The sequence below is a fragment of the Enhygromyxa salina genome, from assembly GCF_002994635.1.
In the GTDB taxonomy this organism is placed as follows: Bacteria; Myxococcota_A; Polyangia; order Nannocystales; family Nannocystaceae; genus Plesiocystis; species Plesiocystis salina_B.
The window spans coordinates 80688-94259 of the sequence record NZ_PVNL01000118.1; the positions used below are offsets into that span (position 1 = coordinate 80688).

A 13572-nucleotide genomic window follows, 5' to 3' on the forward strand; every position below is an offset into this window, starting at 1 on the left:
CACCGTTGACGCCGCGCCGATATAGACATTACTGAGCACCGAGGACAACTCAATCCAGGGACATCTCGTTTCCAGACAAAGCACATTACCCCCGCTCACGCGCTGATGTTGCTGGACCACTCAGACGACAGCGCGTGCCGTGGTGCGCCCCAAGTGGCGCCAGCGCTCCACCTCACGTCGACTGGCGATTGGAGGCGGTCCGTCACGTCCACTAGATCCCTTCCCCGTCGCCCCTCGCGTCGCCAAGCAAGCGATCGACCTCGGCCTCGGACAGGTGCTCGACCTGATCGAGCAGCGCCAGCAGCTGCTCCTCCTCGACCGCCTGCGCGGCCGTCAGGCGCTGAGCGAGCGCCCGAACCCGAGGCTGCTCGAACACGGCGCGCACCGGAAGCCGGACGGCGTAGCGACGCTGCAGGCGGTTGAGGAACCGGGGCACCAACAGCGAGTGCGCGCCGAGGGCGAACAAGTCGGCCTCGACCGAGAGCCGCTGCGGCGGCAGCTCGAGCAGATCAGCCCACAGCTCACGAATGACCTGCTCGGCCTCGCTCTGCGGAGGCTCGATCAGCTCGGCCGAGCGCTCGACCGCGCGGCGCTCGAGGTCCTCGACCACGACCTCGAGCGCGGCGAGATCCAGCTTCCCGCTGGCCGTACGCGGGAGCGCGCTGACGAGGTGCAGACGGAGCGCATGAGCGAATGGCAACATCTGCCCGCAGTGCTCGCGCAGCCGGTCGAGCTCGATCGTTGCGTCGGGCGCGAGGCGACACAGCGCGACGAGGTGGGTCGGAGCCGCACCGCTGGGCCGAGGGACCACGGCGACCTCGGCCACGCCGTCGAGAGCCTCGAGCGCGACCTCGATCTCGCCGGGCTCGATTCGAACCCCGCGAACCTTGACCTGACGATCACGGCGGGCCTCGAACACCATGTCCGCGCCGCGCCGCCGCACGAGGTCTCCGGTCGCGTACATCCGGGTGCCCGGGGGCCCGTGGGGATCGGGCACGAAGCACAGCGCGGTCGCGGCAGGCTCCGCGTCGTATCCCCGAGCGAGACCGACGCCGGCGAGGTGGAGCTGGGCGAGGGCGCCGGGCGCCGCGAGCTGCCCAGCCTCGTCGAGGAGGTACACGCGCGTGCCGGGCAGCGGAGCGCCGAGTCGGGCCGGCCCGCTGCCGGGCGTGACGACCCCCCCCGTCGAGTAGGTCGTGTCTTCGGCGGGGCCGTAGAGGTTGAGGATGCGTCGCCCTGGCGCCTTGTCGGACAGCCGCGCCACGAGCTCACGCCGCAGCGGCTCGCCCGCGAGGTTGATGTGCTCGATCCCCGCTGGAACCTGATCGACGAGGGCCGAGGCAGCAGACGGCACGGTGTTGAGCAGCGTGACTCGCCGGCGCTGGGGGTGCTCGGGGAGCTCGAGCACGTCGCGGGCGAGGATCGTCGTCCCGCCGCGATGCAGCGGGGCGAGCAGCTCGAAGATCGACAGGTCGAAGGCGACCGAGCTGGCCGCGAACACGCCCGCGAGGGCGTCGGCCAGCAGATCATCCGAGGCCCACTGCAGCAGCGCGCTCACGCTGCGCTGGGTGATCGCCACGCCCTTGGGCCGGCCCGAAGATCCAGAGGTGTAGATCAAGTAGGCGAGCTGATCGGGCGCGACGGGGGCCGGCCGTTCACGCGGACGGACCCGGGACCACGGCGCCTCATGACCGACCAGGGCGATCGCCACATCCGAGCCCAGGCGCTCGCGCAGCGCTGGCTCGGTCAGCACCAGCTTGGCGCCCGCGCGCACGCTGAGCTCGCGCAGCCGGGCCGGCGGCAGGCGAGGCTCGAGGGGGACATAGACGAGGCCAGCCGCGAGCACGCCGAGCATGGTCGGCACCAGCCACGGCCCGCGCTCGAGACACACAGCGACCCGGTCCTCGGCCCGCAGCCCCTGGTCGCCGAGCCACCGAGCGAGGCGCAGCGCCAGCTCGATCGTGCAGCCATAGCTGAGCTCGTAGCCCGCACCCGCGACGGCGACGGCGTCGGCCCGCGCTCGCGCCCTCGTGACGATCGCGTCGACAATGGGGACGAACTCGGGGGTCGCGGGGCCGCTCCCCCAGTCGAGGCTGGCGCGCCGCTCGTTCGCGTCGAGCAGCGCGAGGCGGTCGAGCGGCGTGTCGGGCTGGTCCGCGAACGCCTCGAGCGCGCGGACCAGCATCTCGGCGATCGCCGGGGCAGCCGCGCCGAGCTGCTCGCGCTCATACTCGAGACGCACCGTCAGCCCGCCGCCGAGCTCGATGAGCGTCACGGTCAGGTCGGCCTTGGTCGTTGCACGCGGATGCTCGGCGACCTCGAGCGCGCCGACGCGCGCTGGCCCGAGCGCTCGCGCGGTCACCAGCACCCGCAGCAGCGAGCCGAGGTCGCCGTGCAGGTCCCCGCCCGCGCGGGCGATCTCCGTCAACGGTGCAGGTCCGCGCTCGAGCGCGGTGATCAACGTGGCCGAGACCTGCGCCGCGAGCTCACGGGGAGTGTCGGCGTCGCGAGGGCGCACGCGCAGCACGGTGGTCTCGAGCAGCGGCCCGACCGTCTCGACCAGCGCCGCGTGCCGACGCGTGGACAGGGGCGTGGCGAGCGGGAGGTCGCCCTGCCCCGTCCACCGCGCGCAGGTCAGCGCGAGCGCAGCACAGCACACCGCGAACCGAGAGCCACCGAGCGCGAGCGCGAGCGCATCGAGCCGGGTCACGGTTTGCGCGTCGACGTGTCGCTCGAGCTGGACCGGCTCACCGAGCTCCCCCGCGTTGGGCTGAACCTCGCCGAGGGTCAGCGGCGAGAGCCCCGCGAGCGCCTCGGCCCAGGCGCGTGCGAGCGCGGCAGCCCGGGGCGTCGCGGGCTCGAAGCGCGCGCGCGACCAGTGTGCATGGTCGCCGAAGCCCGCGAGCGCGGCCTGTTCGAGCCGTCGCCGGCGAACGCCAAAGCCCAGCGCCGCCGCGAGCTCGGCGACGAGCAGCTCCCAGGACCGCTCGTCACCCGCGAGGTGATGAAGGGTGACGATCGCAACCCGCCGCTCACCGTCGAGCTCGAACAGCCGGGCGCGCAGCGGGGCCTCGCGCGTGAGCTCGAACGGGCGCGCAGCCTCCTCGGCGCAGCGGCCCGCGAGGGCCTCGAGCGCGACACGCTCGACCGCGAGCTGGGGAGACGCGTCAACGACCTGCTCGGGCACGTCCCCGTCGAGATCGATGCGCGTGGACAAGATCGGATGGCGCTCGACGAGCTCCGCGAGCGCGTCGCCGAGCTGCTCAGCTCCGGGCGCTCCGTCCCAGCGCAGCACCAAGGGCATGTTGTAAGCCGCGCGCGCCGGTCGGATCTGATCGGCGATCCACATGCGGAGCTGCTCGGCCGTCAACGGCCAGCGGGTCCGCTGCGGGTCGAGCTCCAGCGCCAAGTCGCGCTGTGCCGACCCACCCTGGGCGAGCTTCTGCGCGGCCTCGATCGTCTCAGCGAGGACCGCGAGGCTCGGGCGCTCGAACAGGGCGCGGATCGGCAGCTCGACGCCGTAGCGGGCCGCGACCTCGGCGAGCAGGATCGTCGCGGCGAGCGAGTGGCCACCGAGCGCGAAGAAGTCATCGTCCCGTCCGACCTGCGTGACCCCGAGCTGCTCGGCCCACAGCGCCGCGAGCTCGCGCTCGAGCTCGGTCTGCGGCGGGGTGAACGAGCGCGGGACAGCGGGTCGCGCGGCGAGAGCCGCGAGATCGATCTTCCCGCGAGACGTTCGCGGCAGTCGCTCGCACACGTCGATCTCTCCCGGCACCATCGCCGCAGGCAGCCGCGCCGCGAGCTCGCGACGCACGAGCTCGGGCTCGATCGCCGCTGCGTCAGCGACGACGTGCGCGACCAGGACCCGCCGCCCCTCGTCGACGCGCACGACCGCCTGCCGCACGCCCGGGAAGCCGAGCAGCGCGGCCTCGATCTCGCCGGGCTCGATGCGGACCCCTGCGAGCTTGAGCTGGCGATCGAGGCGGCCGAGGTAGTGGAGCCGACCGTGCTCATCGAGCTCGCATCGGTCGCCGCTGCGGTAGAGCCGGGCCCCGGACGCACCCGCGGGATCGGGGATGAAGCGCGCGGCCGTGGCCCCAGGATCGTCGAGATAGCCGCGAGCGAGGCCGGCCCCCCCGATCCACAGCTCGGCGCCAGGCTCGACCGTCCCGCCCCCCGACCCGGAGAGAGGCGCGAGGGCACAGATCGTCCCCGCGATCGGCACGCCGATCTCGGGCGCACGCTGCCCGTCACTCGCCGCGCCCAGCCGCATCGCCGTCGAGTAGGTCGTGGTCTCGGACGGCCCGTAGAGGTTGTGGATCACCGCCTCGGGTGCCCGCGCCCGGAGTGCCTCGACGAGACCCCAGCTCAGGGCCTCGCCCGCGAGGTTGATCCCGCGCAGCGAGGCGGGGATCCGTCCGGTCGTCAGCATCGCCGCCGCCAGCGACGGGACGGTGTTGAGCAAGGTGACGCCCGCAGCATCGGGAACACCGAGCGGCTCCACACCCAAAACGACCGTGCCGCCGCAGCACAGCGGTCCGAGCAGCTCGAAGGTCGAGAGATCGAATCCGACGCCCGTGCCCGCGAACACCCGCCCGGACAGGAGCTCGCCCTGGGCGTCCACGGCCCAGGCCATGAGGTTGGCGAGCCCGCCGCGAGTCAGCGCGACGCCCTTGGGTTCACCCGTCGAGCCCGAGGTGTAGAGCACGCACGCGAGCGCGCTCGCTGGTGGCTGTTTGCGTCGGCGCGAGCTCCCGGCCGGCGGCGCGACCCAGCGCGGCTCGAGACGCGGCACGTCGACACCCGCGAGCAGACCGGGACCGGTCACCAGCAGCTCACACCGGGCCCGCGTCGCAAGCTCGCGCAGCCGGGCAGGCGGCAGACTCGGGTCCAGCGCGACGTGGACCGCCCCGGCCTCGAGCGTGGCGAGCAGGCCGACGAGCAGCTCGGGACCCCGCGGGAGACACAGGCCCACGCGGACCTCCTGCTGCCGCGCGCCACGAGCTTCGATCTCACCCGCGAGAGCGTCGACCGCCGAGAGCAGCCCCGCGTAGCTCAGCTGACCGCCCGCCGATACGACCGCGCAGGCGTCGGGGCAGCGGGCCGCCTGATCGCGGATCCGCTCGAGGACCCAGGGCGTCGGCAGCTGCGGGGCTTCGACTCGCTGGGATCGCGGCGCCGCGGCGAGCTCGTCCACCGACCCTACCGCGGACGCGGCTGCCTCGGGCCGCTGAGCGAAGGTCGTGATCGCGAGCTCGACCCGCTCGAGCAGATTTTCGAGCGCGGCGACTTGGTGGCGCCTCGCGCTGGCGACCACGCCGAGGTGGAGCGCCCCCGCATGGACGACGGCGCGCAGGTGGAGGGGAAACTGAGCGTGGCGCGGATCGAGCTGGGCGGTCCGCAGCCGCAGCCCACCAAGGTTGAGCTCGACGTCTGCGAGGCCCGCCGCCCAGGCTTGCAGCCCGTGATCGTCGAGCGCGGGGTGATAGCTGAGCACCAGCTCCGGGGTCAGCCCGGGGTGCTCGGACACCAGCTGCGCGTAGGGGAGCTGCTGATCCGCGATCGCCTCGGCGAGGCGCCCTGCGCAGCGCTCGACGAGGTCAGCGAAGCGCTCGTGAGTAGGCGCCTCGATCACGACGGGCAACAGGTTGGCGAGACAGGCGACCTGATCGACGAAGGCCCCGCTGGTCCGGGTGTCGGCCGGGATCGTCACGCACACGGGCCCGCCGCGGCGCCTGGTCCGATCGCCGATCCGATCGCTGATCGCGACGACGACGGCCAGGAGCACGGTGAAGGGCGAGCACCCGTGGCGCGACGCCAGGGCCCGCAGATCCGCGAGCGCGCGGTGATCGAGGCGGCGGCCACAGACCAGGGCCGGACGCGGCGACGTGTCGGGCGGGATCGCCAGCGCGCGCGGCAGGCTGGCGAGCCGCTCGCGCCAGCGCTGAGCCAGGGCCCGCCCGTCCGCGCTGGCGAGACGCTCAGCCTCGGCCTCGGCGACGGGCGCCGAGCTCGGCTGCTCGCGCGCGCCCAGAGCCAGCCCGCGGTCGCCCGCCCGCGCCAGCGCATAGTTGCGGGCGAGCGCGTCGGCCAGCCGCCGCAGCGCGGTCTCATCCGCGATCGCGTGGTGGATCGCCAGGCCGAACAGCCACCCATCACGCCCACGCAGCGCCCGGGCTCGCAGCAGCGGGCCCCGCTCGAGATCCATGGGCTGCAGCGCCCACTCGCGCATGTCCGCGAGCACCGTCGCAGCGTCGGCGCCCGGTCGCTCGTCACACACCAGGATCTCGGCCGGCGGCGCGGCGATCGAGCGCGTCACGACGCCGCGCGAGAACACGAAGCGCGCGCGCAGCATCGGCCAGGTGTGGACGAGGGCGCGCAGGGCCTCGGCGAGCGCCTCGGCGTCGAAGGTCCCGTCGATCCAGGCTGACCGGGCCAGCACGTCCGCGCTGGTCTCGGGGACCAGCCGCGCGTTGTGCCAAAACCCCAGCTCCGCGAGCGTGGCCGCGCCGTCGGCCCGTGGGTACGACTGTGGGCCAGCGGGCGCGAGCTCGGGCGCCGCGACCGCGACCGCGACCGCACACAGGCCCGCGTCGATCCGCTCGACGACGCCGTCGAGCGTCGCGCCCAGCAAGGTCGGAAGATCGACGGCGCCAGTTGGGGCGAGCGCGGCCCCGAGTCGAGCGAGCATCAGCGAGTCGAGCCCCAAGCTGGACAGGGGCTCCCCGCCGCGAGGGCGCCGACCCGCGTGGACCTCGAGCCAGCGCTCGAGCTCCGCGCGCACGCGGGCGCGCCGATCGTCGGCATCCAAGTTCGCGAGATGCGAGAACTCGAGGCCGGACCCTCGCGCGACGGCGAGGTGCTCGAGCGTTCCGCCGACCCAGCGCTCGCGGACGTCGAAGCGCCGGACCTTGCCGCTCGAGGTCAGACGGACCTGCCCCGCGCGGACCAGCACGAGCGCGCGCAGCTCGAGCTCGTGGGCCCGGCTCACTCGCTCGTAGAGCGCGGCCGCGAGGTCATCCCAGCCGCCGGGAGGCTCGGCCTCGACGCTGACCTCCTGCACGAGCACGACCTCCTCGCTGCCCTCGCCCTCGACGGCGAACGCAGCAGCCCGACCGGGACGCAGCGGCGGACCCCACCCGGCCAGCTCGGCCTCGACGTCCTCGGGGTAGACGTTGCGACCGCGGACGACGATCAGGTCCTTGCTGCGACCCGCGACGAACAGCTCGCCTGCATGGATGAATCCCAGGTCTCCAGTCCGCGCCGCGACGCCCTCGTCCGCTTGCCCCTCGCCCGCTGGCATGAAGTAGCCCGCGCTCACGCTCGCGCCGCGGACCACGAGTTCGCCAACCATGCCGTCCGGCAGCTCTCGCCCCGCGCGGTCCTCGACGCTCACCCGCGGCTCGGCCCGGGGTGCGCCACAACCGACCAGAGTTCGAACCCGGGCACCCTCGGACTCTCCGACCGGCCGCGCTTCACCGCGGTCGAGCTGGTCCACGTCGAAGCCCACGGCCTCGGGGGCCCGATCGACCGCGACCCCGGTCACGAACAGGGTCGCCTCGGCGAGGCCGTAGCAGGGCAGCAGCGACCGGGCCTCGAAGCCAGCGGCGGCGTAGCGGCGAGCGAAGGCCGCCATGGTCGGGGCCCGGACCGGCTCGGCGCCCACGAACGCCACCCGCCAACGCGACAGAGACAGCCGCGCGAGGGTCTCGTCGTCGACCGCCCGCACACACAGCTCGTACGCAAAGTTGGGCCCGCCGGACACGCTCGCCCCGGTCCGCGAGATCGCCTCGAGCCAGGTCGCGGGTCGAGCCATGAATTGCGCCGGCGCCATTCGATGCATCGCAAAGCCGGCGTAGATCGGCGCGAGCACCGTTCCGATCAGCCCCATGTCGTGAAAATGCGGCAGCCACGACACCCCCACGCTGTCCCGATCGAGCGCGAAGCCCTCGGCGATCGCCGCGAGGTTGGCGAGCACGTTGGCGTGGGTCAGGCGGACGCCCCGAGGTGATCCGGTCGACCCCGAGGTGTACTGCAAGATCGCCAGCTCGCCCGCGACACCGGGGTGGAGCGGCCGAAGTCCTGCCGAGGCAAGGTCGCCAGCGTCCCGCCGCAGCGTCTCGAGATCGACCCATGTCGGCTTCGATGTCGGCCCCCGACTCGAAGCCGTCGGGGCCGCCGTCAGCACGGCGGACTCCGTCACGATCACCGCGGGCGCACACGCAGCGACGATCGCCTCGAGCCGCGCTCGGGCCCCCGCCTGCCGCGGCAGCGGGACCGGCGTCGCGACGAGACCAGCCACGAAGCAGGCACACAGCGCGTCCACGAAGTCGAGGCCGGGACCGAGCGCGAGCACCACCCGATCCCCCGGCTGCGCGCGCGCGGCCAACGGGACGGCCAGCTCACAGGCACGTCGGGCGAGGGATCCGAGGCTGCGCTCGCTGCCGCCGCTCGGGTCCGCGAAGGTCTGAACCACACACTCCGGCCAGCGCTCGGCCTGCCGCAGCAACAGCTCGGCGAGGGTCCGCGGTGGCCGGCGCAGGTGCATCAGCGCTCCGTCATGCTGTCGATCATGCGGACGATCGCGGCGACGGTCTCGAAGTTCTCGATCACGAACGCGTCGTTGCTGATCTGAACGTCAAACCGCTCCTCGAGGAAAGCGACGAGCTCGACGATGTCCATCGAGTCGATCCAGCCGCCGTCGATCAGCGCGCCGTCGTCGTCGAGCTCGTCGAGCGACCCACCGACGAGCTCTGCGATGAAGGCCCGAACCGCGTCGCGGGGCTCGGCGCCGCCGGCTCGTTGGCGGCGCGCGCTACGAAGCTTGGCGACCTCGGCCACCAGCCCGCGCCGGTCGAACTTTCCGTGGCCGGTCCGGGGGAACTCGTCGAGGATCGCGACGAGCTCGGGCACGGCGTAGGTCGGCATCGACTGGGCCACGTGCATCCGCAGGCTCGCCGAGGTCGCGCTGACGCCCGCCCGAAGGCGAACGGCGGCCTCGACGTGAGCGCTGAGCTCTCCCTCTTCGTGGACGTGCGTCGCCGCCTCGATCACCCGGCTGTCGTTGAGCAGCACCTGCTCGACCTCGTCGAGATCGACGAGGTAGCCGCGGACCTTCACGCGACGGTCGGCGCGACCGACGATCTGAAAGCCCCCGTCAGCGAGGCGCACGACCAGGTCACCGCTTCGGTACCAGCGAGCCTGGCGCGCGCTCCCGGGCACGGGCAGCTCGACGATCGCCTGCGCGGTGCGATCGGGCAGGCGCCAGTAGCCCTCCATCATGCTCGGGCCGCGGATCAGCAGCTCCCCGGTCCCCCCGACGTCGACGGCGTCGTTGTTGCGATCGACGGCCATGAGGTTGACGTGGGCGCAGGCCCGCCCGATCGGCAACCACTCATCGCCAGGAGGCAGCTCGTCGATCTCGTGAAACGCCGCGATGTGGGTCTCGGTCGTCCCAAACATGTTGCAGTAGCGCGGCCCGGGGACCGCTGCCATCAGCGCGCGCAGGTGCTTGGTCGGAAACCGCTCGCCGGCGAAGTGGACCCTGCGAAGCGCCGGGAAGCTGCGGGCCTCGAGCTCTCCGCGCTGGACCAGGCCGATCAGGACCGCCGGCACCGAGCACCACACCGAGACCTCGGCGGCGATCACCAGCTCGGCGAGCTCACCGGGGAACGCGACGAGGCGCTCGGGCACCAGGACCAGCACGCCGCCCACGAACACGCTGACGAACAGCTCGAACCACGACAGATCGAAGTGGTGCGAGGTCACGTGCGCGAAGCGATCATCACGCCGCAGATCGAACTGCGCGACGGCCCACTCGACGTTGCTCAGCATGCTGCGGTGGTCGTGGGCGACCCCCTTGGGCTTGCCGGTCGTCCCGGAGGTGTAGAACAACACGCACAGGTCCTGCTCCATGACCCCGAGCTCGACCAGCGGCGTCTCGGGCGTGTCGTGCTGGTCGACCGCGGACCAGGGTGTGGTGTCGATCTGCGCGTGGCCGGTTGGACCGCCGACGACCGCGAGGCGCCGATCGCTGTGCTCGAGCGCGGCGAGGAGCGCCTCATGGTGGTGCTCGTCGACGAGCACACAGTCGAGCTCGGCGTCATCGATGACCGCCGCGACCCGAGCAGGCGGGGCCGAGGGATCAAAGCCCACGTATGCGCCACCCGCCTGCGAGATCGCGAAGATCGCCGCGACGCTGTCGACGCTGCGGCGCATGTAGAGGCCCACGCGATCGCCACGACGCACGCCGAGCTGCACGAGCACGGTGGCGATCGCGTTGATCCGCTGGGCGAGGGCGCCGTACGACACGACCCGGGCCCCGGCGACGAGGGCGGGGGCCTCGGGGTCCCGCTGGGCCGCCCGCGTGATGAGATGGTGAAGGCTGAAGCTCATGACGTCACCTGCTCGTCCGGCACATAGATCTCTTGCTCGGGCACGGCCCGGTAGCGCAGGCGCGGCCCGTGCTCGGCGACGCTGCGCAGCGCCGCGCCGAGCCGCTCGATGTCCTCGCGGGTGTTGTGAATGCCGATGCTGGCGCGAACGATGCCGTAGGTCGCAAGCCGGTTGCCCTGGCCGAGTTCGGCCTCGACCGCGCGCTGCTGCTCGTCAGACACATCGAACCACCGACGCACCAGCCGGTGGTTGCAGATCGTCCCGGCCCGGACCTCGATCCCGTACTCGTGGTCGAGGATCGCGGCCAGCAGCGCGCAGTGGTAGCCGGGGAGCGTGAACGGAAACGCGCCGACCCGATCACCCTCGAGGTAGCTGGCGAGCGGCGCGTGGACACGAAGTCCCGGCACCGACCCGAGCTCCGCGACCGCGAGCGTCACCAGCTCACGCTCGTGGGCGATCACGCGATCCCAGCCGGCCCGCTCGATCGCCGCGCACGAGGCCGCGAGCGCGATGATGCCGTTGACGTTCCAGGTCCCCGTCTGATGCCGGTGCATGGCCGGCGACCAGATCACGTCGTGGTCGCTGATCATGTCGATCGAGCCTCCGCCGGGGTTCACGGGCACGGTGTCGAGGACCGCGAGGGGCAGCGCGAGGACCCCGAGTCCGAACGGGGCGTAGACCTTGTGGGCCGAGAACGCGAGCGCGTCGACGCCGAGCGCGGCCATGTCGACCGGGCGGTGCGGCACGAGCTGCGCCCCATCGACGAACAGCAGGCTGTCGTAGCGGTGGGCGAGGCTCGCAATCCGGGCGAGGTCGGGGATGTGCCCGGTCTGATTCGAGGCGCCGCTGATCGCGATCAAGCGCAGGCGTGCGCCGTGGGTCTCGACGAGCTGCTCGAGCGAGGCGTAGTCGACGTCCCCGTGGTGGTCCGACACGAACTCGATCACCTCGGCGGGCGTGTTGTATCGCCACGGGAGGTTGTTGGACGTGTGCTCGATGTCGGAGATCAGGATCACATCGTCCGCGCTGAACGCCAGGGTGCGCGCCAGCAGGTTGATCGCGGCGCTGGTGTTCTCCGTGAACACGAGGCCGTGGGTCTGCGGACACCCGATGAACCGACGGATCGTCGCGACCGCCTCGGTCACGCGCGCGATGGTCTGGCGCGCACGCGGCCCGGCGCCGCGATGGAGCGCCCCGTAGCTGCCCATGAACTCGCGCACCGCGTCGAAGGTCGCTACCAGGGTCGGCGTGGTCGCGGCGTTGTTGAGGGGCACGACCCGCAGCTGGCGACCATCCGGGAGCGTCGTCGGCGTAGCGTCCAGCAGGATCTCGGGCAGCGCCTTCACGGGCGCCGAGTCGCTGTCGGCGAGCAGCTCCGCGCCGTAGCTCGAGCCCGCCTCGACCTCCGCGAGGCGACGAAGCTGCGCGCGATCGATCAGCCCCCGCTCGAACGCCGCCCGGGCGGGGCAGCCAAACCGCGGCGCCCCTTTTCGACGGTCCTCGCCGAGCGTCCACGAGGCCCGGGTCAGGGCCCGCGGGGAGCCGACGTCAAACCACGGCGTTGCCCCGAGGCTCTCGACAACCAGGGCCTCGCGCTCGAGGTAGCGACGGTTGAGGTCGGTGATCTCGAGCTCGCCGCGGGCCGAGGGTGTCAGCGCGCGGGCCTCCGCGCTGACCTCGGGACCGTAGATGTACATGCCGATCACCGCCCGGTGAGAGCTGGGCGCGCTCGGCTTCTCGACCAGCCCCGTGACCACGCCGCTCGCGTCGAGCTCGGCCACGCCGAATTCACGCGGGTCGCAGACTTCTTTGATGAAGACCGTGGCGCAGTCTGGCCTCGGCGGGCGCCCCCCTGCCCGCACCACCCCGGGGCCGATCACGTTGTCGCCGAGCATCAGACACACCGACTCTCCCGCGATGAAGTCCTCGGCGATGATCAGCGACTCGGCGATGCCGCGCGGCGCCACTTGCTCGCGATAGACCAGCCGGATCCCAAACTGCGTGCCGTCGCCGAGCAGCGCCTGCAGCTGCGGCAGACCGGTGGGGCTGCTGACGATCAGGACCTCCTCGACGCCCCCTTCGATCAGGGTTGCGAGGGGGTAGTAGATCATCGGTCGATCGTCGACCGGGAGCAGGTGCTTGTTGACCACGCGAGACACGGGCCGCAGCCGCGAGCCCGAGCCCCCCGCGAGCAAGATCGCCCGACGAGGCAGCGCCAGAGCCAGAGCCGGAGCCGGAGGAGTCGAGCCGCTCATCGAGCCCGACCGCTCCGCAGCGAGGGTTGGTGAACGGTGCCTCGCTGCGCACCGGTCTCGACCACGGAGATGTGGTAGCCGCCCAGGTTGGCGATGTACAGCTTGCCCTCGTGGGGGAACACGTTGGTCGGCGCGAGGATCAGCTCGGCCGTGCGATCGCGGATCACGACCTCGACGCGACCATCGGGGTGACAGGCGATGACCTGGTCGGGTCGGTAGCAGCCGATGTGAAGCCGACCGTCAGCCGAGAACCACATGCCGTCGGGGATCGTGTGCTCCGGCAGCTCGAACGCCAGCTCGACCGGGCTGTCGGGCGCCTCGAGCGAGATCCGCACGACGTTCCAGGCAGGACTCTGCGCGATGTAGAGCCACCGCTGGGTCGGGTCGATGGCGATGCCGTTGGGATAGTGGAGCGGTCCGGCGTGAAACAGCTCGGTCGTGTCGTCGGGCCGGATCCGGTAGATGCAGCCGTCGGGCTCCCAGTAGCTGCCCGAGTCGGACACGTAGAGGTTGCCCTCGGCGTCGAACACCGGGTGGTTGGGGAACCGCATCGGTCGGTCCGCCGTCCCCCGCGAGCGCTCGCGAACCTCGCCGTCGGCCGCCACGCTGAACACGGCCGCCTGCGCGCAGTCGCAGCAGTGCACCACGCCGTCCCCATCGACCACGAGGCCCAGGAGATTGCCGCCCGTCGTGCCCAGCAGCCGTTGCTCGCCGTCGACGCTGATCCGATACACCTGCCCCGCCTCACCCCCGGCGTAGACCGTGCCGTCTGCGTCTACGAACACACTCTCCGGGTGATCGAGATTGGCCCCGAGAAAGCTGACGTTGTCGCGGCTCGCATCCATGAAGCTCGTACTTCTACTGTGAGGACAGACGCCAGAGCAACCGCGGCCCCCAGCCTCGCGACCTGACCCGAAGATCA

Annotated in this window: 4 protein-coding genes; all 4 read right to left on the minus strand. The window is 72.2% G+C overall.

Going from position 1 to position 13572, the window contains the following annotated elements; all coding sequences use genetic code 11:
* Positions 1 to 211 precede the first annotated feature (211 nt).
* From ENSA7_RS30100 to ENSA7_RS30115, 4 genes are read right to left on the minus strand one after another with little or no spacing between them, the layout of a single operon-like run.
* Positions 212 to 8548 (minus strand): non-ribosomal peptide synthetase, encoded by an 8337-nt coding sequence (locus tag ENSA7_RS30100; RefSeq protein WP_106092834.1) that lies wholly within the window; start codon positions 8546 to 8548, stop codon positions 212 to 214.
* Positions 8548 to 10395, minus strand: coding sequence for a non-ribosomal peptide synthetase (locus tag ENSA7_RS30105; RefSeq protein WP_106092835.1), 1848 nt, complete (start codon positions 10393 to 10395; stop codon positions 8548 to 8550). Before ENSA7_RS30105 ends, ENSA7_RS30100 begins: the two co-directional genes overlap by 1 nt.
* Positions 10392 to 12650: an aminotransferase class V-fold PLP-dependent enzyme gene (locus ENSA7_RS30110; protein WP_106092836.1), complete on the minus strand. Its 2259-nt coding sequence runs from the start codon at positions 12648 to 12650 to the stop codon at positions 10392 to 10394. Before ENSA7_RS30110 ends, ENSA7_RS30105 begins: the two co-directional genes overlap by 4 nt.
* Positions 12647 to 13495: an SMP-30/gluconolactonase/LRE family protein gene (locus ENSA7_RS30115; RefSeq protein ID WP_106092837.1), complete on the minus strand. Its 849-nt coding sequence runs from the start codon at positions 13493 to 13495 to the stop codon at positions 12647 to 12649. Before ENSA7_RS30115 ends, ENSA7_RS30110 begins: the two co-directional genes overlap by 4 nt.
* Positions 13496 to 13572: the final 77 nt, after the last annotated feature.